Annotated in this window: 24 protein-coding genes; 13 read left to right on the top strand and 11 right to left on the bottom strand. The window is 72.4% G+C overall.

Annotated features, from left to right (window positions below):
• Nucleotides 1–64 precede the first annotated feature (64 nt).
• The gene (locus AB0F88_RS21050) at nt 65–1,333 is read left to right on the top strand and encodes a phosphotransferase (RefSeq protein ID WP_362686264.1); all 1,269 of its coding nucleotides are present in this window, start codon (nt 65–67) and stop codon (nt 1,331–1,333) included.
• Between the two features lie 90 nt (nt 1,334–1,423).
• Here AB0F88_RS21050 and AB0F88_RS21045 read toward each other — a convergent pair whose 3' ends face one another.
• Nucleotides 1,424–1,609, bottom strand: coding sequence for a hypothetical protein (locus tag AB0F88_RS21045; RefSeq protein WP_362686261.1), 186 nt, complete (start codon nt 1,607–1,609; stop codon nt 1,424–1,426).
• 525 nt (nt 1,610–2,134) lie between these two features.
• Between AB0F88_RS21045 and AB0F88_RS21040 the strand changes: the two genes are divergently transcribed.
• Both AB0F88_RS21040 and AB0F88_RS21035 read left to right on the top strand, forming a co-directional pair.
• A complete protein-coding gene (locus AB0F88_RS21040; protein ID WP_362686258.1) occupies nt 2,135–3,256 on the top strand; it encodes a S1 family peptidase in 1,122 nt (373 codons plus the stop codon).
• A gap of 64 nt (nt 3,257–3,320) precedes the next feature.
• Complete coding sequence (locus tag AB0F88_RS21035; protein WP_362686255.1) at nt 3,321–3,893, top strand: snapalysin family zinc-dependent metalloprotease; 573 nt, start codon at nt 3,321–3,323, stop codon at nt 3,891–3,893.
• Between the two features lie 142 nt (nt 3,894–4,035).
• Here AB0F88_RS21035 and AB0F88_RS21030 read toward each other — a convergent pair whose 3' ends face one another.
• Complete coding sequence (locus tag AB0F88_RS21030; RefSeq protein WP_362686252.1) at nt 4,036–4,527, bottom strand: GNAT family N-acetyltransferase; 492 nt, start codon at nt 4,525–4,527, stop codon at nt 4,036–4,038.
• Between the two features lie 217 nt (nt 4,528–4,744).
• On the opposite strand from AB0F88_RS21030, the gene AB0F88_RS21025 reads away from it, so the two are divergent.
• A complete protein-coding gene (locus AB0F88_RS21025; RefSeq protein ID WP_362686249.1) occupies nt 4,745–5,188 on the top strand; it encodes an SRPBCC family protein in 444 nt (147 codons plus the stop codon).
• On the opposite strand, the gene AB0F88_RS21020 is transcribed toward AB0F88_RS21025, so the two are convergent.
• From AB0F88_RS21020 to AB0F88_RS21005, 4 genes are all read right to left on the bottom strand, one after another.
• Nucleotides 5,175–5,741, bottom strand: a complete 567-nt coding sequence (locus tag AB0F88_RS21020) for an FxsA family protein (RefSeq protein ID WP_362686246.1) — start codon at nt 5,739–5,741, stop codon at nt 5,175–5,177. The two genes, AB0F88_RS21025 and AB0F88_RS21020, sit on opposite strands and share 14 nt — an antisense overlap.
• 239 nt (nt 5,742–5,980) lie before the next feature.
• Complete coding sequence (locus AB0F88_RS21015; protein WP_362686243.1) at nt 5,981–6,736, bottom strand: polyprenol monophosphomannose synthase; 756 nt, start codon at nt 6,734–6,736, stop codon at nt 5,981–5,983.
• A complete protein-coding gene (gene lnt / locus AB0F88_RS21010; protein ID WP_362686240.1) occupies nt 6,736–8,619 on the bottom strand; it encodes an apolipoprotein N-acyltransferase in 1,884 nt (627 codons plus the stop codon). The genes AB0F88_RS21015 and lnt overlap by 1 nt, the downstream gene beginning before the upstream one ends.
• Before the next feature lie 609 nt (nt 8,620–9,228).
• A complete protein-coding gene (locus AB0F88_RS21005; RefSeq protein ID WP_362686733.1) occupies nt 9,229–11,577 on the bottom strand; it encodes an ATP-binding domain-containing protein in 2,349 nt (782 codons plus the stop codon).
• Between the two features lie 172 nt (nt 11,578–11,749).
• Between AB0F88_RS21005 and AB0F88_RS21000 the strand changes: the two genes are divergently transcribed.
• The 6 genes from AB0F88_RS21000 to AB0F88_RS20975 all read left to right on the top strand — a co-directional run bounded on the left by AB0F88_RS21000 (nt 11,750) and on the right by AB0F88_RS20975 (nt 18,503).
• Nucleotides 11,750–12,946 carry an ROK family transcriptional regulator gene (locus tag AB0F88_RS21000; RefSeq protein ID WP_362686237.1) on the top strand — a complete coding sequence of 399 codons (1,197 nt, stop codon included), beginning with the start codon at nt 11,750–11,752 and terminating at the stop codon, nt 12,944–12,946.
• Nucleotides 12,947–13,097: 151 nt separating this feature from the next.
• The gene (locus AB0F88_RS20995) at nt 13,098–14,441 is read left to right on the top strand and encodes an ABC transporter substrate-binding protein (protein WP_362686234.1); all 1,344 of its coding nucleotides are present in this window, start codon (nt 13,098–13,100) and stop codon (nt 14,439–14,441) included.
• A 6-nt stretch (nt 14,442–14,447) separates the two neighbouring features.
• A complete protein-coding gene (locus AB0F88_RS20990) occupies nt 14,448–15,389 on the top strand; it encodes a sugar ABC transporter permease (RefSeq protein ID WP_362686231.1) in 942 nt (313 codons plus the stop codon).
• Nucleotides 15,386–16,279: a carbohydrate ABC transporter permease gene (locus tag AB0F88_RS20985; protein WP_362686228.1), complete on the top strand. Its 894-nt coding sequence runs from the start codon at nt 15,386–15,388 to the stop codon at nt 16,277–16,279. Before AB0F88_RS20990 ends, AB0F88_RS20985 begins: the two co-directional genes overlap by 4 nt.
• Complete coding sequence (locus AB0F88_RS20980) at nt 16,276–17,535, top strand: 6-phospho-beta-glucosidase (protein ID WP_362686225.1); 1,260 nt, start codon at nt 16,276–16,278, stop codon at nt 17,533–17,535. Before AB0F88_RS20985 ends, AB0F88_RS20980 begins: the two co-directional genes overlap by 4 nt.
• Nucleotides 17,532–18,503: a BadF/BadG/BcrA/BcrD ATPase family protein gene (locus AB0F88_RS20975; RefSeq protein ID WP_362686222.1), complete on the top strand. Its 972-nt coding sequence runs from the start codon at nt 17,532–17,534 to the stop codon at nt 18,501–18,503. Before AB0F88_RS20980 ends, AB0F88_RS20975 begins: the two co-directional genes overlap by 4 nt.
• Before the next feature lie 128 nt (nt 18,504–18,631).
• Here the strand turns inward: AB0F88_RS20975 and AB0F88_RS20970 are convergent, their stop codons facing one another.
• Nucleotides 18,632–19,546, bottom strand: a complete 915-nt coding sequence (locus tag AB0F88_RS20970; RefSeq protein WP_362686219.1) for a LysR family transcriptional regulator — start codon at nt 19,544–19,546, stop codon at nt 18,632–18,634.
• A 163-nt stretch (nt 19,547–19,709) separates the two neighbouring features.
• Between AB0F88_RS20970 and AB0F88_RS20965 the strand changes: the two genes are divergently transcribed.
• On the top strand, nt 19,710–19,904 hold the full coding sequence (locus tag AB0F88_RS20965) for a hypothetical protein (protein ID WP_362686216.1): 195 nt from the start codon (nt 19,710–19,712) through the stop codon (nt 19,902–19,904).
• Nucleotides 19,905–20,005: 101 nt separating this feature from the next.
• Nucleotides 20,006–21,064 carry an SDR family oxidoreductase gene (locus AB0F88_RS20960; protein WP_362686213.1) on the top strand — a complete coding sequence of 353 codons (1,059 nt, stop codon included), beginning with the start codon at nt 20,006–20,008 and terminating at the stop codon, nt 21,062–21,064.
• Between the two features lie 24 nt (nt 21,065–21,088).
• On the opposite strand, the gene AB0F88_RS20955 is transcribed toward AB0F88_RS20960, so the two are convergent.
• From AB0F88_RS20955 to AB0F88_RS20945, 3 genes are all read right to left on the bottom strand, one after another.
• On the bottom strand, nt 21,089–22,024 hold the full coding sequence (locus tag AB0F88_RS20955; RefSeq protein WP_362686210.1) for a nucleoside hydrolase: 936 nt from the start codon (nt 22,022–22,024) through the stop codon (nt 21,089–21,091).
• Between the two features lie 153 nt (nt 22,025–22,177).
• Nucleotides 22,178–22,654 (bottom strand): Lrp/AsnC family transcriptional regulator, encoded by a 477-nt coding sequence (locus AB0F88_RS20950; protein ID WP_362686207.1) that lies wholly within the window; start codon nt 22,652–22,654, stop codon nt 22,178–22,180.
• 47 nt (nt 22,655–22,701) lie between these two features.
• Complete coding sequence (locus tag AB0F88_RS20945) at nt 22,702–24,324, bottom strand: ATP-binding protein (RefSeq protein ID WP_362686204.1); 1,623 nt, start codon at nt 24,322–24,324, stop codon at nt 22,702–22,704.
• A 164-nt stretch (nt 24,325–24,488) separates the two neighbouring features.
• Between AB0F88_RS20945 and AB0F88_RS20940 the strand changes: the two genes are divergently transcribed.
• Nucleotides 24,489–25,442, top strand: coding sequence for a pirin family protein (locus tag AB0F88_RS20940; protein WP_362686201.1), 954 nt, complete (start codon nt 24,489–24,491; stop codon nt 25,440–25,442).
• A 53-nt stretch (nt 25,443–25,495) separates the two neighbouring features.
• On the opposite strand, the gene AB0F88_RS20935 is transcribed toward AB0F88_RS20940, so the two are convergent.
• Nucleotides 25,496–26,338, bottom strand: a complete 843-nt coding sequence (locus tag AB0F88_RS20935) for a LysR family transcriptional regulator (protein ID WP_362686198.1) — start codon at nt 26,336–26,338, stop codon at nt 25,496–25,498.
• Nucleotides 26,339–26,381: the final 43 nt, after the last annotated feature.

The raw sequence follows: 26,381 nt of genomic DNA, 5'->3' as shown, positions 1-26,381 counted from the left end.
GCTGGACAAGGGGCCCGGCGAAAACCCGTGGCGTCGGCGGCCGCCCCGACGGCACACTGCCCGCGTGAGCGAAGCATCGGGCCGCACGGTGAGCGCCCTCGTGACGGCCGGCGACGAGTGGCTGGGAACGGTCGGGCCGTTCCCGGTGGCCGACCCCTGGTGGGCCGAGGTCGGATCGGTCGTGGCCCACCTGGAGGAGGTGCTCGGCACGCCCGTGGTGGTGCTGCGCCTGGTCGACGCCGAGGATCGGGACCGCGGCCCCCGTGAGGGCCACACGACCTACCACGTCGAGGCCCTCGGCCGCCCCACGGCCGGTCCGGCCCCCTTCGGGCCCGGCGCCCCGGACACGGCCGGGAGGCCGCCCGCGGACCTGACGACCCCCGTGGCGCACCGGGCGGAGTGGGCGAAGGCCTCGGGGGTGCGCGAGGCGCTGGGCTGGGCCCGGACCGCGCTACGCGAGGCGGGCAGGCCCGCCGAGGGGCCCGCGCGCCAGGTGAAGACGTGGAACCTGGCGGGGCTGTTCCGCATCCCCACGGGCTCGGGGCCGGTCTGGCTGAAGATCACTCCTGGTTTCGCCGCCGACGAGGCCCGCGCGATCGGGATGCTCGCGGCGGAGGATCCCGGCCTGGTGCCCGGCGTCGTGGCGGCCGACACCCCGAACCGGCGGGTGCTCCTGGAGCACGTGCCCGGCGGCGACTGTCACGGGGCACCTCGGGAGATCGTCGCCGAGGCGGCGAGCCGGCTGGCGAGGGCGCAGGCGGCCCTCGCCGGGCGCGGGGGCGCCGGACAGCTCGGCGGGCTGCCCGACCGCACCCCCTCGGCCCTGGCCGCCCTGGTGGGCGGGCTGCTCGACGGGGAGGCGGCCGGCGACCTGGACACCGGGGAGCTGCGCCTGGCCCGCCGGCTGGCCGGCCGCCTGCCGTCGCTGGTCGCCGCGCTGGAGTCCTGCGGCCTGCCGTGCACGCTGGTGCACGGCGACTTCCACCCGGGCAACTGGGTGTCGGGGCCGCGCGGCACCGTCGTGCTGGACTTCGCCGACAGCCACTACGGCCACCCCGCCCTCGACGGGCTGCGACCCCGCGACTTCCTGCCCGCCGACCGCTGGGAGGCGGCGGCGGAAGCCTGGTGCGAGACGTGGGCGGCGAGCGTCCCCGGCTGTGACCCGGCCCGCGCGCTGATCCTGGCGGAACCGCTGCAGCATCTCGCGTACGCCCTCCGCTACCAGGAGTTCCTCGACAACATCGAACCCAGCGAGCGGCGCTACCACGAGGGTGACCCGGCGCGGGCCGTCCGCGCGGCCGTGGCCGCCGCCGAGATGGCCGGCCTCCTCTGAGGAGGTCTCCCCCGCGTCCACGGGCCTTTCCTCGCCCACGGGACCGGGACCGGGACCGGGAGCGGTGGCGGCCGGTGGGCGGGCGGCCCGTCACTCACCCGCGCACAGCGCGGGAGCCTTCTTGTGCGGGTAGACGTGGTCCAGCTCGTGGCCGGGCGGCAGGACGCAGCGGCGCTCGCCGGGCTCGGTGTGCGGGCACCGGGGCGCGTCGACGCGGCGCGGCAGCGTCGCCGTCTCCTCGCTCCCGCCGTCGGCGGCGGCGGCCTCGTCAGTCATGACACGTGTCCTTCTGTGACATCCGGGCCGCGGCGGCCGGACGGTGGGGGGGCCGGGACGACGGTCCGCGCGGAGCGCGTCCGGGGGAGGCTCGGGACGGATCCCGCGAGGGCGCCTTCCCCGCGGCCGGCCGCACGTGCGGCGCAGCGACCCATCCTCGCGAGTTCTGGATGTCCAGAACAAGTCATCGACGCTGCTCCGTTTGGTCGCTGTCAAAAGTCGGCACCCGTGCGCCGAGGGCGCGGCGACCAGTCTTCCAGAGTTCCCCCCGGCCGCGCGAGGGGGAAAACCACGCGATCGTCGATCACTCAACCGCTGTTTCGGCCGTATTCCTCGGCGGTTTCGGTCACATCACCGACTCAGGAGGCAGGCGTCCGCGGCCCTCGCGCAGGTCGCCGCCCCCTCGCCGGCCATAGCCCCAGAAAGCCATCAAGGCCCCCATAACATCGCGATAGGGATTCTTTGGGAGATCCCTCCGCGGGCCTCTCCCCCATACCTTGACATCACCCCTCACAAGGAGTGTTCATGTTACGTCGAGGTACCCTCCTGACCGGCGCCGCTACCGTGGCCCTGTACCTGGTCGCCACCGTGGCGCCCGCCGTCGCAGCATCCGCCCCCCCTGCCCCCCAGCCTCCCGCGGCCATGCTCGACGCCCTCCAGCGCGACCTCGGCCTCACCGCCGAACAGGCCGTCCAGCGCCTGGCCAACGAGCACCGCGCGGCCGCCTCCGAGGCCGCCCTGACCCAGGAGCTCGGCGCCGAGTACGCCGGCGCCTGGCTCAACGGTGACGCCTCCCAGCTCTCCGTGGCGACCACCGACGCCACCGACGCGGGCGCCATCAGGGCCAAGGGCGCGCAGCCCGTGATCGTCGGCCGTTCCCTCGCCAACCTCGAGGCCGTCAAGGCCAAGCTCGACGGGGCGTCGGCGGAGGCGAAGGCGGGCGCGTCCCTCTGGTACGTCGACGTCACGACCAACAGTGTCGTGATCCTCGCCGGCAGCCAGGCCGCGGGCGAGGCCCTCGCCGCCGCCGCGGGCGCCGACAAGGGCGTCGTGAAGGTGGTGCCCTCCACCGAGCAGCCCCAGGCCTTCATCAACATCATCGGCGGCAACGCCTACTACATCGGCAGCAGCCGCTGCAGCATCGGCTTCTCCGCGCGCCGGGGCAGCGCCCCCGGCTTCGTGACCGCCGGCCACTGCGGCAGGGCGGGAGCCACCACCAGCAGCCCCTCCGGCACCTTCTACGGCTCGTCGTTCCCCGGCAACGACTACGCCTGGGTCTCCACCCCCGGCCACACCGTGACCCCCTACGTCCGCGGCTCCGGCGGCGCCAACGTCACCGTGCGCGGCTCCACCCAGGCCTCGGTCGGCGCCTCGATCTGCCGCTCCGGCTCCACCACCGGCTGGCGCTGCGGCGTCATCCAGCAGCACAACGCCAGCGTGCGGTACTCGCAGGGCACGGTGAGCGGCCTGACCCGCACCAGCGCGTGCGCCCAGCCCGGCGACTCCGGCGGCTCGTTCATCTCCGGCAGCCAGGCCCAGGGGGTCACCTCCGGCGGCTCGGGCAACTGCAGCGTCGGCGGCACGACCTACCACCAGCCGGTCAACGAGATCCTCTCGGCGTACGGGCTGACGCTCGTCACCGGCTGATCTCGCCTCCTCACCAGCTGCTCCCCGTGAGCAACCCCCCGATGGCCGAGGAGGCCGGCTAGAGATGTCCAGAATCATTCGCTTCGGCGTCGCCCTCATCCTGGGGCTGGCCTTCCTGGTGACGGTCACCCCCGCCCAGGCGGCGCCCGCCCACGCGGCGGACGCCCGCACCGCAGTGGTTCGCGTGCTCAGATACGACGCGAGCAGGGCCGCGGAGTTCCGGTCCGCCGTCGACCAGGCGGCCCAGATCTGGAACTCCAGTGTCTCGAACGTACGACTGGTGGCCGGCAGCCCCGCGGACTTCGTGGTGCTCGCCGACAACGGCTGGCCCCGTGCGCAGCCCACCAGCCTGGGTCGCGGAACGGTGTGGATGGGACGGCAGGCGACCGCGCAGGGCCACAACCCGCTGCGGATCGCCGCCCACGAGATCGGCCACATCCTGGGCCTGCCCGACCGGCGTACCGGCCGGTGCACGGACCTGATGTCCGGCGCGAGCGCGGGCACGAGCTGCACCAACCCGAACCCGAACGCGGCGGAGAGAGCCGAGGTCCAGCGCAACTTCGCCGGATTCACCCCGGCGATCGACTTCGGTCAGATCTATGTCGACAGCCCCGAGCACGCGGCGTCCCCGTCCTAGACAGACGCCCGCGAGCACCTCGCCGGTCCGGCCGTTCCCTCGGCCGGGCCGGCGAACCCGTGTCCGGGGACCGGCCAGGGCCCGGCTCCCTGCGGGCGGGAGACCCACCGGAACGTCCCGCCCCCAGCGCGCGAAGCCCGCGTCAGAGGGGTTTCTCGAAGCAGAGGGAGCCGGGGAGCCGGTCGTAGGGAGGGAAGACGGGGATGGGGGTGTAGCCCTCCCGCTCGTACATCCGCACCGCGTCCGGCTGGCGGGGACCGGTCTGCAGGACGACCCGGGGCGCGCCCAGCGCGCGGGCCGCGTCCTCGGCGGCGGCCAGCAGGGCCCGCGCCACGCGGGTGCCCCGGTGGGACGGGGTCACGAACATCCGCTTGAGCTCCATGTCGTCACCGAGCCGGCGCAGCGCCACGTGGCCGACCGCGACGCCCTCCGCCGCGTAGGCGACCCCGGTGTAGGCGACGGTCTCCGGCTCGACGTTCATGCCGCTGGGCACGAGGCCGGCGACGGCGAGCAGGTCGGCGTAGCGGGCGTCCATCTCCTCCGTCATGGCCCGCCGGAGCGCCACGGCCGCCGTGTCGTCCCAGCCGACCGGCCGGACCTCGATCAGGCCGGTTCCCTGCGCGAACGCGGTCATGTGTGAAACCGCCCCTCTCCCCGCTCTCGCGGCCGCGGACCGCCCCGGGCTCGCCGCGGCGCGTGTCGCGCCGTCACGCCCTCACGATTCCGGGTCACGCGAAATTCCGACTTAAAAGGTAGAAAAATAGGATTTTCCTGTCAACGTCCACGGCAGGATCTCACGGACACGGCGACGCCCGAGGGTCGGCCACCGGTCACGGGGGAAGGATCCAGGCATGACCGGTTCCCACATCAGCGTCTCGGTGGACGCGCGCACCCCGCCGGAACGGGTGTTCGCCGTGCTCACCAACTGGCCCAGACACGACGAGTGGATGATCCTGACCCGGGCGCGCGTCACCGCCGGGAACGGCCACAGCGTCGGCAGCCGCCTGGAGGCCTTCACCGGGGTGGGGCCTGCCGGGTTCCTCGACACCATGGAGATCACCGAGTGGGACCCGCCGAGGAGCGTGGGGGTCCGGCACACCGGATGGCCGGTGCGCGGCACCGGGGTCTTCCGCGTGCTGCCCCGCGAGGGCGGCGGCAGCACGATCGTCTGGGAGGAGGAGCTCGACGTGCCGTTCGGCGCGGCCGGGCGGCTCGGCTGGCAGGTGATCAAGCCGCTGAACGCGGTCCTGTTCCGGTTCTCGCTGCGCCGCCTGGCCGCGCTCAGCGATCGGTGAGACCCCGGCCGGAGTCTCCGCCGCCGCCCGGCGCCCCCGCGCCACCCGGCTCGTCGCGGACGACCTCGCCGTGGACGACCGGCCCCGAGCCCGGGGGCCTCCCGGCGTCGCGCAGCACGTCGAAGGGCGAGCCCGGGCCGCCGAACGGCGAGCCGAGCCCGGCGCCCGCCGCGTTCCTGGCGACGAGGGTGCGGACCCGGCGGGCGAAGAACCAGGATCCGAGCCTGCGGACCATCGGCCGGGTGAACGGCAGCAGGCACAGGAAGCCGAGGATGTCGGTGAGGAACCCCGGGGTGAGCAGCAGCGTGCCGCCCACGAGGACCAGCCCGCCGTCGGCGAGCTCACGGTCGGGCATCCGGCCGCTCTGCAGCGCGCCCTGGAGATTGCGCCAGGCCCGGCGGCCCTCGCGGCGCACGATCCAGGCGCCGAGCAGGCTGTCGGCGAGCAGGAGGGCCACCGTCGGCCACCCGCCGATGACCTGGCCGACCTGGATGAGCACCCATATCTCGAGGACCGGCACCACGAGGAAGGTCAGGAACAGCAGAATGCGCATTTTCGCCTCAACTCGTGCGACAGCCGTACGACATGAACAACGTCCCGGAGCGGCGGCGCGTTCCGCGTTCGCTCAGCGTGGACGGCGTCCTCAGCGGACTCTCAGGATCGCGCCCCCGGGGAGTCCCGCGGCCTCGCGGGAGCGTCCCCGGCGGCCGGGACGCGGGACCGCGGGGCCGCGTCCGGGCCGTCAGGACCCCCGGGCCGCCCGGGCGGGCGCGAGACCTCGGAGCCGCGGGGTCAGCGACGGCGATCGCGGCGGCGGCGCAGGCGGGCGGGCAGGCCGGTGACGCCCCACACCGTGATCCGCCACAGGGCCTCGACCACGATGCCGCGGCTCATCTTGCTGGCCCCGACGGTGCGCTCCACGAAGGTGATGGGCACCTCCTTGACGCGCATCCCGCAGACGGCCGTACGCAGGGTCAGGTCCACCTGGAAGCAGTAGCCGCGCGACTCGACGTCGTCCAGGCTGATCTTCTCCAGGGCCGAGGCGCGGTAGGCGCGGAAGCCGGCGGTGGCGTCCCGGACCGGGAGGCCGAGCACCAGCCGGGTGTAGATGTTGGCGCCGCGCGACAGGAACTCCCGCGAGGCCGGCCAGTTGACGACCTCGCCGCCGGGCACCCACCGGGACCCGATCGCCAGGTCGGCCCCCCTGGCCAGCGCGTCCAGCAGCTTGGGCAGTTCCTCCGGCTGGTGGGAGCCGTCGGCGTCTATCTCCACGAGGACGCCGAAGCCCTCCCCCAGGCCCCAGCGGAAGCCCGCGATGTAGGCGGCGCCCAAGCCCTGCTTGGCCGGCCGGTGCAGCACGTGGACGTGGTCGTCGTCGGCCGCCAGCTTGTCGGCGATCGCCCCCGTGCCGTCGGGGCTGTCGTCGTCCGCGATCAGGAGATGGGCCTCGGGCACGGCCGCGCGCAGCCGCCGGGTGATCAGTGGCAGGTTCTCCCGCTCGTTGTACGTCGGGACGATGACGAGCACCCGACCAAGCATCCGCTCCATCACGCGTCTCCCACCTGCTGATCATCCTCCCGGTTCACGGAGCGCCCCGCGCGGGGCGTCCGGCGCCGCCAGGCGGCGGCCACGGCACCCGCACCCACAAGTATCAGGGCCCATTCGGGCAGCGCGCCCACGCGGGTGGCGACGGTTTCCGCGGTCCTGACCGGAACGGTCAGCACGTTCATGGCCGGCACCAGCTCGCCGGTCCGCCAGGCGATCGAACCGCTCGGGGTCACGTACGCCGAGATGCCGGTGATCGCGGAAGTGATCACCGCTCGATTGTGCTCCACGGCCCGCAGCTGGGACATGGCGAGCTGCTGGGGCGGCAGGTTGGTCAGGGCGTAGGTGGCGTTGTTGGTCTGCACCACCAGCGGCGTGGCACCCGTCCTGGCGGTGTCGCCCACGATGCCGTCGAAGGCCACCTCGTAGCAGTTGATCGCCCCGACGGTCACCGGGCCCAGCTTGAGGTCGCCGTCGCGGGTGCCCGCCACCGACTGCCTGCCGACCAGGGAGGCCCGCTCGAACAGGGCCAGCACGAGACCCTTGAGCGGGGTGAACTCCCCGAAGGGGACCAGTTGCTGCTTGTCGTAGTAGGCGCCGGGACCGGTGACCGGGTCCCAGACGATGCTGCGGGTCGCCCGGTTGCTCTCGCCGATCCTGACCACGGCGCCGACCAGGACGGGCACCCCGACGTCCTTGACCGCCGCGTCGATCTCGTTCCGGGCGAACTCGTCGCTCAGCGGGTCGATGTCGGTGGAGTTCTCCGGGAGCACGACCAGGTCGGGGCGGGGCGTCCTGCCCTCCCTGACGTCCCGTGCCATCTGGTGGAGCATCCGGGTGTGGTTGCCGAGGACCACAGCGGGCTCGTCGCCCAGCGGGTGCATGCCCCGGCCGGGGACGTTGCCCTGGATGACGCCGACGGTCACGTTCCTGCCCTCGTCGCCGTACCGGGGGACGGCGAGGGCCGCGGCCGGCACGGCGAGCGCCCCGGCGAGCGGCAGGACCAGCGGCAGGGCCAGCGCCCGTCCCCGGCGCGCGCGCCCGGCGGGGCGGGGGCCGGGGGACGCGGGCGGGCCCGAGGACACGGGCGCGTCCGAGGACGCCGGCGAGTCCGGGGACGCGGGCGGGCCCGAGACCGCGATCGAGCGGGAGGCCGCGATCGAGCGGAGGGCGGGGAACGAGCGCACCGCCGCCAGGGCGAGCAGGCCGCCGCACAGGGCCACCGCGAAGCTCACCAGCGGCGCCCCGCCGAGCGCCGCGTACGGGGTGAAGACCGACTCCCCCTGGCTGAAGGCCACCCGAGCCCAGGGGAATCCGCCGAAGGGGAACCGTCCCCGCGCCCACTCGGCCGCCACCCAGAGCGCGGCGCTCCACAACGGCCACAGGGGCAGCCGGGTCACCAGGGCGGTCCCCGCCCCCCAGGCGGCGTAGAAGACGCTCTCCATCGCGACCAGGCCCAGCCAGGCGTCGGCGCCGATCGGGCTCACCCAGTGCAGGCCGGGCAGCAGCAGGGCGGACCCGGCCAGGAGCCCGAGCCACGCGCCCCGGCGCGGACGGGTGCCGCGGACCGCCAGGACCGCCAGGGTCATGCCGGGCGGCGCGAGGAACCACAGCCCGAGCGGCGGGAAGGCGAGGAACATCAGCAGGCCGCCGGCCACCGCGCCCGCGACGCGGGCGGGCAGTGCCAGGCGCGAGGCAGGGGGCGGGTCCTCCACGCCGGGCGGGCCGTCCGCGGCCCCGGCCACCGGAAGGTCCGGGAGAGCGCCCGCCGGACCGCTCACCGGGCCGTCCGCCGGAACCCGCCCGGGGCCGGCCGCCGGGCCGTCCGCGGGATCGCCCGCCGCGGACCTCTCCGGTACCGGGACGGCCGTCTTGTCCTGCACCACGGGCGGGGCTCCTTGCGATGTCGTGCGGGCGGGTGGCGCCTGGTCTTCCCAGCCGGTCTTCCCAGCCGGGTTTCCTAGCCGGAACGGTACCGCCCGGCGGGCACGCCCCCAAAAGCCCTGCACCATATCAACCAGAAACAACACTAAAGCACTATAAATCGACAGAAACTTCCACAAGTGGCTCCAGATGCGGCAACGGGGCGGCCCGGGGTGTCCTTTCGACACCCCGGGCCGCCCCGACGCTTGCGGCGCTCGCACGGGAGCGGGAAGAGGGCCCGGGCGACCCTTCGGACCGGTTCCGTCCCGTCGGCGGCGAGCGCGGATTGCCGTTGTCTACTGGGTGCCCGGACCCCTCCTGGGTCCAACCCCCCGCCCGGAAGGAGTGCCCCGCCTCGACGGACTGCAGGCCCTGCGCCTGGCTGTACGGACGGGGGGATCCCCCGTCACGGGCGCAGGAGACTGCGATGTCGAAAGGCGGCCGACCGGCCAGTCCCGTGCTGGACTGGGCAGCAAACTACCGAGCCCAGCGCAGATGTCAACCGTGTCACTAACTGCGGAAACATCAAGTTTTCGCAGCTGGGACATGATCGACGAGAGCCGTCAATGGTCTCATGTGATCCGATGTCTCTCAAGTCGAGCGAGCGCGTCGGGAAGCGGACCGTCGTGCACGACGCCAAGCCGCTGGGTGGCGCGGGTCAACGCCACGTAAAGATCGCTCGCCCCGCGCGGGGACTCGTCCAGGATCAGCTCCGGTTCGACCACGACGACCGCGTCGAACTCCAGCCCCTTGGCCTCGGCGACGGTCAGCACCGCCACCTGCGCGTCCAGGGCCGCCGCCCCCGGCCCGGCCACCGCGCCGTCGACGGAGCGGACCACGATCTCCCCGAACTCCCCGGCGCGCGACTCGGGAACGATCACGACGAGCCGCCCGCCCTCGACGACCTCGGCCTTGACGACCTCGCCGAGGGAGGCCGTCGGCGAGGTGGCCCACGGACGCGATCCCGTCTCCCTGACCGAGGCCGGGGCGGTCAGCTCCGGGTCGACCAGGGTGAGCACGTCGGCGGCCACGGCCATCAGCTCGGCCGGGGTGCGGTAGTTGACGCTGAGGGTCTCCTCGCGCCAGCGCCCCGACACGTACGGGTCGAGGACCCGGCCCCAGGAACGCGCCCCGGCCGACGAACCGGTCTGGGCCAGGTCGCCGACGATCGTCATCGACCGCGTCGGGCAGCGGCGCATCAGCATCCGCCAGTCCATCGGCGACAGCTCCTGCGCCTCGTCGACGATGACGTGACCGAAGGCCCAGGTGCGGTCGGCCGCCGCGCGCTCGGCGGTGGTCAGGAAGACGTCGTCGCCGAGGTGGCGGGCGGCGAACTTCTCGGCGTCCATGATGTCGGACAGGCCGGTCAGCTCCAGGACCTCCTTGGCGTAGGCGAGCTGGTGCTGCCGCTCGTCGAGCGCGGCGGCGCGCTGCGCGGCCTGCTCCTCCTCGGCCATCCAGGCCCCGGCCCGCAGCACCGCCGGGTCGATGTCGCCGAGCAGCTCGGCGGCCTCGTCCAGGAGCGGCACGTCGGACTCGGCCCACCAGTTCTCCCCCGTGCGGGGCGGCTCGCGCAGCATCAGCTCGCGCTCGGCCTCGCCGAACTCGGCGGCGGCGTGGTCGAGACGCTCGCGGGAGGTGAACAGCCCGATCAGGAGCTGCTGCGGGGTGACGTAGGGCCACAGCCGGTTCAGGGCCGCCTTGACGGGCCGCTCGGTGCGCAGGTCCTCGCGGATGTCGGCCAGCTCGTCGTCGTCGATCATTCCCTTGCCGAGCTGCCTGGCGGCCTGCCGGGCGAGCGCGTTGAGCAGGTGGCGGACGAAGACCGCGCGGGCCTCGTTGTGCGCCCTCTTGGAACGGGAGGCCCGGCTGCGGGCGGCCTCCAGGACGTTGCCCTCCAGCCGCAGGGTGTAGCGGTCGAGCTTGATCTCGATCGGCTTGCGCGGCACCCGCTGCCGCTCGCGCACGGCCCGCGCCACGACCTGGGCCATCCGGGCGTCGCCCTTGACCGCCGCGACCTCGGGACGCTCCTTACGCCCGGGGACGACCCCCGGGTACAGCTCGGAGACGGTCGACAGCAGCACGTCGGTCTCGCCCAGGGAGGGCAGCACCTGCTCGATGTAGCGCAGGAAGGTCAGGTTCGGCCCGAGGATGAGCACGCCCCTGCGGGCCAGTTTCTCCCGGTGGGTGTAGAGCAGGTAGGCGGCGCGGTGCAGCGCGACCACGGTCTTGCCGGTGCCGGGACCGCCCTGCACGACCAGCACCCCGTTGAGGTCGGAGCGGATGATGCGGTCCTGCTCGGACTGGATGGTGGCGACGATGTCGCGCATCCGGCCGGTGCGCTTGGCCCCCAGGGAGGCCAGCAGCGCGGCCTCCCCGTTGAGGGTGGCCACGTCCTCCTCGGTGAGGCTGTCGAGATCCAGGAGATCGTCGTCGATCCCGATCACCGTGCGGCCCTTGGTCTGCAGGTGGCGGCGGCGGGTGACGCCCATCGAGGCCGCCGGGGTGGCGCCGTAGAAGGGCTGCGCCACCGGCGCCCGCCAGTCGATCAGCATCCGGCGCTGGTCGTCGTCGGCCATGCCGATGCGGCCTATGTAGAGTGAGGTTTCGTCGGCGTTGTCGAGCCGGCCGAAGCACAGGCCGTTCTCGACCGCCCACAGGCGGCCCAGGCGCTCGGCGTACATCCCGGCGAAGCTGTCACGCTCGGAGCGGTTCTGATGCGTGCCGCCACTTCCGCCCTGCGCGAGGACGCCGTCCAGCTGCCGCTGGGTGCGCTCGCGCAGCAGATCGAGCCGGGCATAAAGGCAGGAAACATACTCCTGCTCCCGGGTCAGCTCGATTTGACGGGTTGCCGTCGCTCCATTATCGTTGCTAGTAATGGGATACTCCGGGCCATTGCGCTGGTTGTTATGACAAACCATCACCTTAGCAGGTCCGTCGAGAAGTTTACCCGCCCCTCCGTCATCACAGCTTGATTGCGGCGCTCCCTGCCTGCTTGACGAAAATCCGCCGGGTTCCTTACATTCACTCGAAGTTAGGAAAGTTTCCTAACTTTGCATCATCAGTGGATGCAAGGACGCACGCGGAGGATCAGTGACCCAGCCGACGCCCGGCACCCCCAGCCTGCTGCGCGCGATCAACGACCGCGCCGCCCTGCAGGCGCTGCTGGAGCGCGGCCCGCTGACCCGCCCGGAGATCGGCGCCCTCACCGGCCTGTCCAAGCCCACCGCCTCACAGCTTCTCATCCGCCTGCAGGAGGCGGGCCTGGTCGTGCTCGACGGCATCCGAGAGGGGCTGCCCGGCCGCACCGCCGAGGTCTACCGGCTCAACCCCGCCGCCGCGCACGTCGCCGCGCTGGACGTCACCCGCGCGGGCATCGACGTCAGGGTCGCCGACATCACCGGCGCCGTGGTCGGCGAGCACCACCTGCCCAGCCCCGGCCGCTCCGGCGGCGACGCGCTGGAGCGGGTCAGGGCCGCGCTGGAGGGCGCGGGCGCCCCCGCGGCGCTGCGGCGCGTGGTCATCGGCGTGCAGGGCACGATCGACCCCGGCACCGGCAAGATGGCGTACGCCACCAGCAAGGACATGCCCGGCTGGCACATCCCCGACCTGGTCCGCACCCTCGGCGACGGCCTGGGCGTGCCGGTCGCCGTGGAGAACAACGTCAACCTCGTCGCCCAGGCCGAGCAGGCGCACGGCGTGGGCCGCGGCCACCGCGACTTCGTCCTGCTCTGGGCCGACGAGGGCCTCGGCGCCGCGCTGGTCCTCGGCGGGCGGCTGCACCGGGGCGCCACCGGCGGCGCGGGAGAGGTCGGCTACATGCCCACCCCCGGCGCGCCGACCGCCAGGGACACCGGCCGCTACGCCAACCACGGCTACCAGGCCCTCACCGGCGGCCCCGCGGTGCTCAAGATCCTCAGGTCGTACGGCGTGCGCGGCACCGCGCCCGCGCAGGCGGTGCTGAACGCCGTGCAGGCCTCGGCGTCCACCGGCAGGCGCGCCGACGACGCCCGCGCCGGGCTGCGCGACATCGCCTCCCGGATCGCCGTCGGGCTGGCCGCGATCACCTCCGTCGTCGACCCCGAGATCATCGTGCTGACCGGCGGCACCCTCCTCGCCGGCGGCGACACCCTGCGCGAGCTCGTCGAGCACGAGCTCCACGCGCTCACCATCCCCCGGCCCCCGCTGCTGCTGTCCACCGTCGAGGGCAATCCCGTCCTCGCCGGCGCGCTCGACCTCGCCCTCGCGACCGCGCGTGACGAGGTCTTCAGCTCCACCCTCCCCTCCTGACCCCTCCTGACCCCTCCTGACCCCTCCTGACCCCCGCCGCCCCCCGAACCCGCACAGGCCCCGAACCGTACGAGCCGTACGGACCTCGACCGACCCCGCTGGACCCCGCCCGGAACCCCGCCAGATCCACCGCCCCCAGGAGGCAGCCGTCGTGCACCGACGCTTTCTCACCCTCGCCCTGGCCACCCTGACGGCCACCACCCTGACCGCCTGCACCGCGGGCACCGAGAGCGCGCCCGCGCTGGGCTCCCAGCCCAAACCCTCGGGCTCCGCCTCCGCCGCGCTGCCGGCCTCCACCATCGAGCTGTGGCACGGGTTCTCCGCGCCGGCCGAGGTCAAGGCGTTCGAGGACGCCATCGCGGGCTTCCGCACGAAGTTCCCCCAGATCACCGTCAAGCTGGTCAAGGGCGTGCAGGACGACCAGATCACCCAGGCGGTGCGCGGCGGGAAGGCGCCGGACGTCGCCTCCTCGTTCACCACCGACAACGTGGCCCAGTGGTGCCGCAGCGGAACGTTCCAGGACCTCACCTCGGTGATCGAGCAGGACGGCATCGACCTGTCCGTGCTGCCGGAGGTCTCGCGCTCCTACACCGAGTACGAGGGCAAGCGGTGCGTGATGCCGCTGCTCGCCGACGCGTACGGGCTCTACTACAACAAGGCCCTGATGAAGGGCGAGCAGCCGCCCAAGACGCTCTCGGAGCTGACCGCGCTGACCAAGAAGCTCACCGTCCGCGACGCCGACGGGAACATCAAGGTCGCCGGGTTCGTCCCGAGCTTCCAGTACTACGAGAACTCCGCCTCGCACATGGGCCCGATGGTCGGCGCCACCTGGTACAAGCCGGACGGCACCTCGGCGGTCGGCTCCGACCCGGCGTGGAAGGAACTGCTGCGCTGGCAGAAGGAGCTCGTCGACTGGTACGGGTACGACAAGCTGGAGAAGTTCCGCAAGAGCCTGGGCCAGGAGTGGTCGGCCGACCACCCCTTCTACAAGGGCAAGATCGCCATGATCCTGGACGGCGAGTGGCGCAACGCCATGCTCGCCAACGAGGCCGGGGACATCGACTACGGCACCGCGCCGCTCCCGGTCTCCGACGCCAAGCCCGACCTGTACGGCAGCGGCTTCACCGCGGGCACCGTGATCGGCGTGCCCAAGGGCGCCAAGAACCCGCAGGCCGCCTGGGAGCTGGTCAAGTATCTGACCACCGACACCTCGGCGCTGGTCACGCTCTCCAACGCGCTGCGCAACGTGCCGACCACCAAGGCATCGCTGGAGTCGCCCGACCTGAAGAAGGACGCGAACTTCCAGACCTTCCTCGACATCTTCGCCCACCCGAAGACGAGCACGGTCCCGGCCAACGTCAACAGCACCTTCAACCAGGACTCGCTGCAGGAGTTCCTGGTCAAGTGGGAGAACGGCTCGGCCACCGACCTCGACGCCGGGCTCGCCGCGGTCGACAAGCGCCTCGACGACAAGATGAAGCTGTCCGGGGGCTGATCCTCGATGAGCACCGTCCGCGCCGCGCCGCCCCTCCGGCGGCGCGGCGAGGGCCTCAAGGCCCTCCTTTGGATGTCGCCCTGGCTGGTGGGGTTCGCGGTGTTCTTCGCCTACCCCCTCGCGGCGACGGTCTACTTCTCCTTCCACCGCTACGACCTGTTCACGCTGGAGTTCGTCGGCCTGGACAACTACCGCTACTTCCTGGTGGACGACCGGGCCTGGGTCTCCATCAGGAACACGCTGTGGCTGGTGGTCCTCATGGTCCCCGCGCAGGTGCTCTTCGGGCTGGGCGTGGCGTGGCTGCTCACCCGGCTCAAGTCGGGCGTCGGCTTCTTCCGCACGGTGTTCTACCTGCCGTCGCTGATCCCGGTGGTGGCCGGCACGGTCTCCTTCGTGTTCCTGCTGAACCCCTCGGGGCCGCTCAACCAGTTCATCGAGTTCTTCGGGATCGCCGCGCCCGACTGGTTCGGCGACAAGGACTGGTCCAAGCCCGGCCTGACGATGCTGGCCATGTGGGGCATCGGCAACACCATGATGATCTTCCTGGCGGCGCTGCTGGACGTGCCCAGGCACCTGTACGAGGCCGCGGCCATCGACGGGGCGGGCGCGTGGCGGCAGTTCAGGAGCATCACGCTGCCGACGATCTCGCCGGTGCTGATGTTCTCGACGGTGACCGGCGTCATCTACGCCCTGCAGTACTTCACCCAGGCGATGATCGCCGCCCGGGTCGCGGCGGGGGTCACCGACTCCCCCGGCAGCAGCTTCGTGCCCGGCTACCCGGAGCTGTCGACGCTGACGCTGGCCCAGTGGCTGTTCCACGTGGGCTTCCGCGACTTCAGCATGGGGTACGCCTGCGTGCTGGCCCTGCTGCTGTTCGCGTTCTCCACGGTCTTCACCCTCATCCTGCTCCGCAGGTTCCGCGCGTTCGACGAAGGAGGCGACCGGTGACCGCCGTGGCCACGAGGCTCACCGAGGCCTCTTCCCCCGGGCCGCGCCCCGCCGCGCGCGGCCCGCGCGTCCGGGTGATCCTGTACTGGATCGCCACCCACGCCCTCGCCGTCGCGCTGTCGCTGATGTTCGTCGGCCCGCTGGTGTTCGTGGCGCTGACGGCCGTGATGAGCAACGACCAGGCGCTCACCGGCGACCTGTGGCCCCGCACCTGGAACTGGGCCAACTTCGCCGACGTGTTCGCCAGGTCGCAGTTGCTGTCCTGGCTGGGCAACACGTTCCTGTACGCCGGGCTCGGCACCGCGTTCATGCTGCTGTCGTCGATCCCGGTGGCGTACGCGATGGCCCGCTTCCGCTTCCGGGGGCGCAAGCTGGCCTTCCTCGCGGTCATCACGATGATGATGCTGCCGCCCCAGGTCGTCGCGGTCCCCGTCTATCTCATCTGGGCGCGCCTGGACCTGACCGGCACGCTGTGGCCGCTGATCCTGCCGATGCTGCTCGGCGACGCCTTCTCCATCTTCCTGCTCCGGCAGTTCCTGGTCAGCATTCCCCGGGAGTACACCGAGGCCGCCAGGGTGGACGGCTGCTCGGACTTCCGGACGCTCGTCAGGGTGGTCCTGCCGATGGCGCGCCCGGCGATCGCGGCGGTGGGCCTGTTCCAGTTCTTCTACTGCTGGAACGATTACTATGGTCCGCTGCTCTACGCCCAGACAAACGAGGCAAACTGGACGCTCTCCCTCGGGCTGGCGTCCTTCCGGGCACTGCACAGCGTGCAGTGGAACCTCACCATGGCGGCGACGTTGCTCGTCATGGCCCCGGTGATCATTGTGTTCTTCTTCGCCCAGAAGGTCTTCATCGAGGGCGTCACGCTGACAGGAGTAAAAGGGTGAAACTCGCCGTTGTCGGGGGCGGCTCGACGTACACGCCGGAGCTGATCGACGGGTTCGCGCGGCTGCGCGACGAGCTGCCGCTGACCGAGATCGCGCTGGTCGACCCGGACACCCACCGGCTGGAGCTGGTGTCGGGCATGGCGCGCCGGATGCTGGCGCGGGCCGGGCACCCGGCCACGGTCGTCGCGACCACCTCGGTCGAGGAGGGCGTCGCCGGGGCGCACGCGGTCCTGCTGCAGCTGCGCGTCGGCGGCCAGGCGGCGCGGAACGTGGACGAGACGCTGCCGCTGGAGTGCGGGTGCGTCGGCCAGGAGACGACCGGCGCGGGCGGGCTGGCCAAGGCGCTGCGCACGGTGCCGGTGGTGCTGGACATCGCCGAGAAGGTGAGGAGGCTCGCGCCGGACGCCTGGATCGTCGACTTCACCAACCCGGTCGGCATCGTCACCAGGGCGCTCCTCGAGGCCGGGCACCGGGCCATCGGCCTGTGCAACGTGGCCATCGGCTTCCAGCGCCGCTTCGCCGCGAACCTGGGCGTCGCCCCCGAGCGGGTCTCGCTGGGCCACGTCGGCCTGAACCACCTCACCTGGGAGCGGGCCGTCCACCTGGACGGGGTGGACGTGCTGCCCAAGCTGCTGGAGAGCCACGCGGAGGAGATCGGCCGGGACGTCGGCCTGCCCGCCGCGCTCATCCGCCACCTGGGCGTGGTGCCCTCCTACTACCTGCGCTACTTCTACGAGCACGACCAGGTGGTGCAGGAGCAGCGGACCAAGCCGTCGCGCGCGGCCGAGGTCGCGGCGATGGAGGAGTCCCTGCTGGAGCTGTACGCCGACCCGGCGGTGGACACCAAGCCCGAGCTGCTGGGCAAGCGCGGCGGGGCCTTCTACTCCGAGGCGGCGGTGGCGCTGATCGCCTCCCTGGTCGGCGACCGCGGCGACACCCAGGTGGTCAACCTGCGCAACGACGGCACGCTGCCGTTCCTGCCCGACGAGGCGGTCATCGAGGTCCCGGCCACGATCACCTCGGCGGGCGCGGCCGCGCTGCCCGTCGCCCCGGTGGAGCCCCTTTTCGCCGGGCTCATCGCCCACGTCACGGCGTACGAGACGCTGGCGATCGAGGCCGCGCTGCACGGCGGCGAGGACCGCGTCGCCGACGCGCTGCTGGCCCACCCGCTGATCGGCCAGGCCTCGCTCTCCGGCGACCTGGCCAGGCGCCTGATCGAGGCCAACCGCGGGCACCTGTCCTGGGCGACCGCGTGAGAACGGTCCTGGCGGTCGACGGCGGCAACAGCAAGACCGACATCGCGCTGGTGGCCGAGGACGGCTCGGTCCTCGCCACCGGGCGCGGCGGCGCCTTCCAGCCCCAGACCACGGGGGTGGGCGTCGCGATCGACGTGATCGGCGACGCCGCGCGCTCCGCGCTCGGACCCGGCGCGGCCACGCCGTACGCCGACCACGTGGCCGCCTACGTGGCGGGCGCTGACCTGCCGGTGGAGGAGGAGGCGCTCCGGGCGGAGATCCTCTCCCGGGGGTACGGCGGGGAGGCGGTCGTCGGCAACGACACCTTCGCGCTGCTGCGCGCCGGGGCCTCCGGGCCCGCGGGGGTGGCCGTGGTGTGCGGCGCGGGGATCAACGCGGTGGCGGTCTCCCCTTCGGGGGAGGTGGCGAGATACCCGGCGCTGGGACGGCTCACCGGCGACTGGGGCGGCGGCCTCGGCCTCGGCGAGGAGACCCTCTGGCACGCGGTGCGCGCCGAGGACGGCCGGGGCCCGGCGACCGCGCTGGCCGCCGGGGTCCGCGAGCACTTCGGCACCCGTACCGTCGAGGAGGTGTCCCTGGCCGTCCACTTCGGCGAGCTGCCCTACGGCAGGCTGAACGAGCTGGTGCCGGTGCTGATGGCGGTCGCGGCCCAGGGGGACGGGACGGCCCGCTCGCTGGTGGCCCGGATGGCCGAGGAGGTCGTCCTGCTCGCGGTGGTCGCGATGCGCCGGCTGGACCTGCTCTCCGTCCCGATGGAGGTGGTCCTGGGCGGCGGCGTGCTCACCGCCCGCGACCCGCTCATGAGCGAGCTGCTGGAACGCGGCTTCGCCGGGAGCGCGCCGCAGGCCAAACTGATCGTCGCCGACGTCGCGCCCATCATGGGCGCCGCCCTCCTGGGCCTGGACGCCCTCGGAGCCACCGAGGAGGCCAGGGCCCGGCTGCGGTCCCACTTCCACCCCCGGACATGAGACCTCTGGACATGACCTCACGGGGATGACACTCCCCGGCATGACGGGGTGACGTGATGGGCTGACATCACGCCGCGCACGGCCCGCGTCTCACGGCGCGGGCCGCGGCGTGCGGGGAGCCCGAACGCTCAGGAGGCCGGGTGTGCGTCCGGCAGGGGAAGGAGCGTGGCCGCCGTGCTCTCGGTGAGCAGGGTGAGGAAGGCCCCGCCGAGGGCGTCGAACCCGGTGCGGGCGTAGGCGGTGAGGACGCGGGTCACGGCGGGCCTCGGCCGGAGGATGTGGCCCTTGTACCCGCCGGGCACGATGTTGGCGGGGATGAGCGCGGGTCCGAGACCTGCAGCCGCGAGGGCTGGAGCCGATGCCGTCTGCTCGGTGCGCACCGCGATCCTGGGCCGGAACCCGGCCTCCGCGCAGGCGCGGTCCAGGATGTCGGCCAGGCCGTTGCCGGGGGCGTAGTGGACCCAGCGGCGGTCGCGCAGGTCGTGCAGGTCCACCGAGGTCGCCCCGCCGGACGCGAGGGGATCGCCGGAGGAGACGGCCACGACGAACTCCTCGGCACCGAGCGTGCGCACCGGCCCCGCCCAGGACGCGGGCCGGGGACCGACGGCGAGGTCGGCCTGCCCGCTCGCCATCGCCTCCGCCAGTTCGCCGGCGTGGCGGTGCTCGAAGAGCCTGACGTCGACCTCTGGATGGAGCCCGCTCCAGACGCGCAGCGCAGCGGGCAGCACGCCCAGGCTGATCGAGTAGACCGTCGCCAGCCGCAGCTCTCCCCCGGCCAGCCCGGTCGTCCGGCGTACGGCCGACAGGGCGCGGGCCGCGTCGGCCAGGGTGGCCCGCGCGTGCGGCAGCATCGCACGCCCGGCCGCCGTGAGGTGGATTGCCTTGGGCAGCCGTTCGAGCAGACGCGCGCCGACCGCCCGCTCCAGAGCCTGGATCTGGTGCGACAGGGCCGGCTGGGTGACGTGGAGGGTCTCAGCGGCCCGTGTGAAGGAACCCTGGTCGACGACCGTCACCAGATACTCGAGCTGCCGAAGACTCAGCATGCACAAAAGTTATCACAAGCATAGAAAGTATAATTTTTACTTATGTTTCTGAAGGAGTGAGGCTCGGCTCACGTTGGCCGCCGGGCGCGACGTTTCGATCATCAGCGCAGGCCAGGACACTGCGGTATCCCGGCGAGGAAACCGGAGAGAGTGAGAACACGACGTGACCATTCTCGGCAGCCCGCCCATCGCCGGCCACCTGGTGGCCGAGAACTACCAGGGCCGGCCGGACGCCCTGCGCGAGGAGTTTCGCGACAACTCCCACAACGGCCATGTCGGCGGGCGGCTTCTGCCAGTCCCGGACGTCGTCATAGAGAATTTTTATCGGACGGACAAAAAACATCACTTGGACTTATGACGATGGGTCGACGCAGAATCGAGTCCCCGCCTCCGTTCACGGGCCTCCCCCAGGGGACGCGGTCCAAGGCGGAGGCTTCGCACGGATCAGGAGAAGAACCTATGAGCACGCAGCCCAAGGTCGCCCTCGTCGTCGGGGCCCAGGGGGTGATCGGCCGCAACCTGGTCGACCACCTCGCGGCGCTCGGCGACTGGGACGTCGTCGGCCTGTCACGCCGCGGCGGGGAGAGCACAGGCCGGGTCCGCCACATACGGGTCGACCTGCTCGACCGGGAAGACTGCGCCAAGAAGCTCGGCGAGCTCGTCGACGTGACCCACATCTTCTACGCCGCCTACCAGGACCGGCCGACCTGGGCCGAGCTCGTCCCGCCTAACCTCGCCATGCTCGTCAACGTCGTCGACGCGGTCGAGCCGGTGGCGCCGGGCCTGCGGCACGTCAGCCTCATGCAGGGATACAAGGTCTACGGCGCGCACCTGGGCCCCTTCAAGACCCCGGCCCGCGAGAGCGACCCGCACCACATGCCGCCGGAGTTCAACGTCGACCAGCAGAACTTCCTCGAGGAGCGCCAGAAGGGCTCGGGGTGGACGTGGACCGCGATCCGCCCGTCGGTGGTGTGCGGCTTCGCCCTCGGCAACCCGATGAACCTGGCCATGGTTATCGCGGTGTACGGCGCCGTCTCGAAGGAACTGGGCCTGCCGCTGCGCTTCCCCGGCAGGCCGGGGGCCTACGACACGTTGCTGGAGATGACCGACGCGGGACTGCTGGCCAGGGCGACCATCTGGGCGGCGACCGACGAGCGCTGCGCCAACCAGGCGTTCAACGTCAACAACGGCGACCTCTTCCGCTGGAACGACATGTGGCCGAAGATCGCCGGGTTCTTCGACCTGGAGGTGGCCCCTCCCCTGCCGATGTCGCTCGACGTCGTCATGGCCGACAAGGGCCCGCTCTGGAACTCCATGACCGAGAAGTACGGGCTGGAGCCGCACCCGTACGAGGACGTGTCCTCCTGGGCCTTCGGTGACGCCGTGTTCTCCTGGGACTACGACTTCTTCGCCGACGGTTCCAAGGCCCGGCGCTTCGGCTTCCACGAGTACGTCGATACCGAGGCGATGTTCCTGGACATCCTTGGCGACCTGCGCCGCCGCAGGATCATCCCCTGAGGGATCCGTCCTCCGAAAGCGGCCTCAAGGATCGATCGACTCCGCGACCCGGGCGTAGACGGTCAGCAGGAGGTCCCAGAAGCGGTCCACGTCGAGGGAGGTGCCGACCAGGGCGTTGGGGGCGCGGCCCCGGAGGGCGAAGTCGGTCACGGTCATCCCGGCGGTGAAGCGGCCCGCCGTCTCGACGTCCACGACGGCGGGTTCGAGGGTGATCAGCGACGGGTCGATCAGGTGGGCGATCGCGCAGGCGTCGTGGATCGCGGGCCCGTCCTCGGCGGTGATCATGCCGTAGAACCGCACGCACGGCAGGAGCAGGTCGGCGCCGAGCCGGCCCATCGCCGCCATGCGCTCCGCCACCGCCAGCGTGGTCACGGCATCGCGGCTCACGTCGAGACCGATCATGGTCACCGTCCAGCCCGCGCCGAAGACGACCGCGGCGGCCTCCGGGTCGGCGGCGATGTTGAACTCGGCCGCGGGAGAGAAGTTGCCCCGCGTGTAGGACCCGCCGAGGATCGTGAGGCCCCGCGCCCAGCCGACGATCGCGGGTTCCCTGAGCACGGCGAGCGCCACGTTGGTCAGCGGGCCGATGGCGACCAGGGTCACCTCGCCCGGGTCGGCCCGGAGCGTCTCGATGATGAAGTCCGCGGCGTGCCCGGCGGCCGGCGGGAGCGACGCCGGGGGCAGCAGCGCGTCCCCCAGCCCCGAATCGCCGTGCACCCCGGCCGCGTTCACCCGGGGGCGCAGGAGCGCGCCCGCGCTGCCCGCGACGACCGGCACGCCGCCGAACCCCAGGAACTCGCGGAGCCGCAGCGCGTTGTCGGTGGTCCTGGCCAGCTCGACGTTGCCGCCGACCGTGGTGATCCCCAGGATCTCCAGCTCGGGGCTCCCGTGGGCGAGGACGAGCGCCAGCGCGTCGTCGATCCCCGGGTCGCAGTCGATGATGATCTTTCTGGGAGGCACCCGTCCAGCTTGGAGCAACCACCTCATACCCGGCAAGTCGGGCACCTCTGGCCGGGGAAAACGCCGGCGGCCTTTCGCGGGCCCGTTCCCGGCGCGCGGGCGGCGTCCGACGGCGCCGCTCACGTCACGCGCCGGGAGCCGTCCCCGAGACGGTCAGGCGCGCTCCTCGGCCCTCCCGCCGTCCTCGCCCGCCGGCTCCGGGGTGCGGTGCTCGTACGGCGTGCTGAGCACGACCGTGGTGCGGGTGGAGACGTTGGCGGCGGTGCGGATCTGGTTGAGCAGCTCCTCGAGCGCGATCGGCGAGGCCACCCGGACCTTGAGGATGTAGCTCTCGTCCCCCGCCACGCTGTGGCAGGCTTCGACGGCGCTCAGATGGGCCAGCCGCTCCGGGGCGTCGTCGGCGGCGGCCGGGTCTATCGGCTTGATGGAGACGAACGCGGTGAGCGGGAGCCCGATGGCGTCGTAGTCGACCAGCGCGGCGTATCCCCGCAGCACGCCGCGCTTCTCCAGCCGGCGCACCCGCTGATGCACCGCCGACACCGAGAGCCCGGTCTCCCTGGCGAGATCGGTGAAGCTCATCCGGCCATCCCTGGCCAGCAATGTGACGATACGGCGGTCGATCTCCTCCATCCGGTAAACGGTAACGGCATTCGGATACCGCGCGTACCCTCCGCGTGTCACGGCACGGTCCCAACCGCGATCTCCGCGGGGTCCTCCCGTCCGGCCTCGGCCTCGGCCTCGCCCTCCCGCTCCGGCGAGACGACCTCGGCGGGCAGCGTGATGACGAAGCGGGCCCCCTCGGCGTATTCAGTGTCCAGCCGGATCGTGCCGCCGTGCTGCTCCACGATCTTCCGGCAGAGCGCCAGGCCGATCCCGGTGCCCTCGTAGGCGTCGCGCTGGTGCAGCCGCTGGAAGATGACGAAGATCTTGTCGGCGAAGTTGGGCGGGATGCCGATGCCGTTGTCGGTCACGGTCATCCGCACCTCGCCGTCGAGCCGCTCGGACTCGATCCCGATCCGGGGCGCGCGGCCGGGGTCGCGGAACTTCAGGGAGTTGCCGATCAGGTTCTGCCAGAGCATCACGAACTGGGTCCGGTCCCCGACGACGGTGGGCAGGTCGCCGACCTCGATCTCGGCCCCGGACTCCTCCACCGCCGCGGAGAGGTTGGCCAGCGCCCTGGCGACCACGTCGTTCAGGTCCATCTCGACGGGCTCCCTGCTGACCCGTCCCACCCGGGAGAAGGTGAGCAGCTCGTTGATGAGCACCTGCATGCGCTTGGCGCCGTCCACGGCGAAGTCGATGTAGGTGTTGGCCCGGTCGTCGAGCTGGGAGGCGTACCGCTGCTGGAGCATCTGGCAGAACGAGGCGATCTTCCTCAGCGGTTCCTGCAGGTCGTGCGAGGCCACGTAGGCGAACTGCTCCAGCTCCGCGTTGGAGCGCTTGAGCTCCTCGGCCTGGGCGGCGATCCGCAGCCGGGAGCCTCGGGCCTCCTCCAGCTCGGTGACGATGCGCCGGCGCATCGCCTCCATGTCGTCGGCCAGCTCGGCGAGGTCGGCGGGGCCGCCGGTGTCGACGTGGTGGGCGAAGTCTCCCATGGTGACCCGGCGGGAGGCCTCGCGCAGGCGGGCCAGGGGACCGAACACCCCGATCCTCAGCAGCACCGCCACCGTGACGATGGTGAGCAGGAAGGCGGCCAGGATGCCGAAGAAGGTGGCGTCCCTGACCGTGCGGGCGGCCCCCAGCTCGGCGCGGGCCAGCTCCCTCGCGCGGGCCCAGGCGGCGTTCTGGGTGTCGAGCGCCTTCCTGACGGCGTCGAAGGAGCGCTTGCTCTCCTCGGACTGCGCGGCGCTCACGCTCTCCGGGCCCTCGCCCCTGACGCTGGCGATCATCGGCTCCGCGTAGCGGGCCCGCCACTCGGCGGCCAGCCGTCCCACCTCGCCGAGTGTCCGCAGCGGTTCCGCGCCCGGCGCCAGCCGCTCAATCTGCGACGACACGGTGATCTCGTCGCGCCGCCCGTCCACGTACGGCTGCAGGAACTCCTCCTTGCCGGTGATGACGAAGCCGCGCACCCCGGTCTCCTGGTTCAGCAGGGTCGCCTGCAGGCGTTCCGCCTGGATCCTGCCCACCGAGATGTGGTCGATCAGCCTGTTGGAGGCGGACGCCGCGTTCTGCAGGACCGAGGCACCGACGATCGCCGACACCCCCAGCAGGACGGTCATGACGAGCAACACGACGTTGAACCACGTCTGCGCGCTCCAGCGGCTCTTGCGGGATCCGCTCGGAGGTGTCTCGGTGGTCATTCGGCCTCTCACTTCACGCGGTGTCCGTCCCGCCGGAGCCGTAGGTGCCCGGCGGGGTGGACGAAAGATATCGGAACCGGCCGCCGGCCACGCATGTGATCCCCTCCCGGGGGACGACGCCACCCGATGTCCGGTCAGGGCGGATCGCGACATACATTCGCGGGATGAGCAACCTGGAAACGGATCCCCGCGAGTCGGCCTGCGGCGGCCTCTCGGACGTGGCGGCGGAGCCGGTGAACGAGCTGCTGACCGGCCGGGACGTGGTGCTGGGCGGCCCCCGGGCGATGAAGGTCACCAGAACCCTGCCGAACCGGGACGTCAGGATGGTCGGCGCGTGGTGCTTCGTCGACCACTACGGCCCCGAACGGGCGACGATGCACGTCCCCCCGCACCCGCACACCGGCCTGCAGACCGTCAGCTGGCTCGTGCGGGGTGAGATCCTGCACCGCGACAGCGTCGGCAGCGAGCAGCTGGTCAGGCCGGGCCAGCTCAACCTGATGACCGCCGGGCGGGCCATCTCCCACTCGGAGGAGTCGCCCGCCGAGGCCCCGCTGCACGGGGTCCAGCTGTGGGTGGCGCTCCCCTCCGCCGCCCGCGACGCCGCCCCCGCCTTCGAGCACCACCCGGCGCTGCCCACGTTGACCTCTCCGGGAGTGACGGTGACCGTCATCATGGGCGAGCTGGGCGGTGTCACCTCCCCGGCGACGATCCACACCCCGCTGGTCGGGGCCGAGGTGACGCTGGAGGCGGGCGCCGGGACCTCGGTCCCGCTGCGTCCCGGCTTCGAGTACGCCGCGCTGGCCCTGACCGGCACCGTACGGGTCGGCGAGACGGCTCTGTCCCCCGGGCCGCTGCTCTACCTGGGCAGCGGGCGCTCGGAGCTGGCCCTGGGCACCGAGGGCCCCGGGCGGCTGCTGCTCGTCGGCGGCGAGCCGTTCGAGGAGCGGATCGTCATGTGGTGGAACTTCGTCGGCCGCAGCCACGAGGAGATCGCCGGGTTCCGGCGGGAGTGGATGGAGGGCGAGGGGTTCGGCACGGTGCCCGGCGCGGGAGCCGCCCCGCTGCCCGCGCCCGAGCTGCCCCTGACCCCCCTCAAGGCGCGCGGGCGCCGCCGCTAGCGGGCCCCGCACCGCTCGGATGCGGGCGCCGCCGCTAACGGGCCGCGGCCCGCTCAGATCATCCGCCGCAGGGCGGTCTCCACGGCGTCGACGAGCGCGTCGCCCTCGGTGCCGGGGTGGCGGGCGAGGCCGAGTTCGACGTCCGGCAGAGCGGGCAACGCGGCCGCGTCGTGGCAGGCCATGGCCGGCTCGAGGTTGGCGGGCAGGAGCGCCGCGACTCCGAGCCCGGCCCGTAGCGCGGCGAGCACCCCGGCGAGGCTGTTGCTCTCGAACGCCACCCGCCAGCGCCGCCCCGTGCCCTCCATCGCTTCCAGCACCGACGTCCGCCAGGCGCACGTGTTCGAGAACAGCACCACCGGCAGCGGATCGGCGTCGACGGCGACCCCCTGCCCGACCGCCCAGACCAGCGGCAGGCGCACCGTCCAGCGCGGCGGCCAGGGAAGATCCGGGACCTCGTCGAGCACGAGCTGGACACGGCCCGTGTCGTAGGCCTCCCGCATCTCCGCGTTGGAAAGGCTGAGCACCTCCAGCGTCGCGCCGGGGTGCAGCCGCGCGAGGTCGGCGAGTGCCTGGGAAAGGCGGGAGGCGGCGAGATCCTCCAGGAGTCCCACCCCGCAGTGCCCGGTGAGCGCACGTCCTGTTTCGGCGAGTGCCTGTACCGACAGCGCGAGGATGCGCTCGGCGTAGGGCAGCAACTCCTCGCCCGCCCGGGTCGGCGAGACGCCGGACGGCGCCCGGTGCAGCAGCGGGCTGCCGACGGCCCTCTCGAGCTTGCGCAGCTGCTGGCTGAGCGCGGGCTGGGTGCGGCCGAGCGCCGCCGCCGCGCGGCTGATGCTGCCCGCTCGCACGGCGGTGACGAACGACCGCAGCAGCGCGGTGTCGAGATCACGTGCCATAAGTGTTCATTATGCCTGGTCCAACGAATTGACGACTTCCTAT

This window comes from Streptosporangium sp. NPDC023963, assembly GCF_040639135.1.
GTDB lineage: Bacteria > Actinomycetota > Actinomycetes > Streptosporangiales > Streptosporangiaceae > Streptosporangium.
Note: the sequence above shows the minus strand (reverse complement) of the source record. Positions and strands in the feature narration are given on the sequence as shown.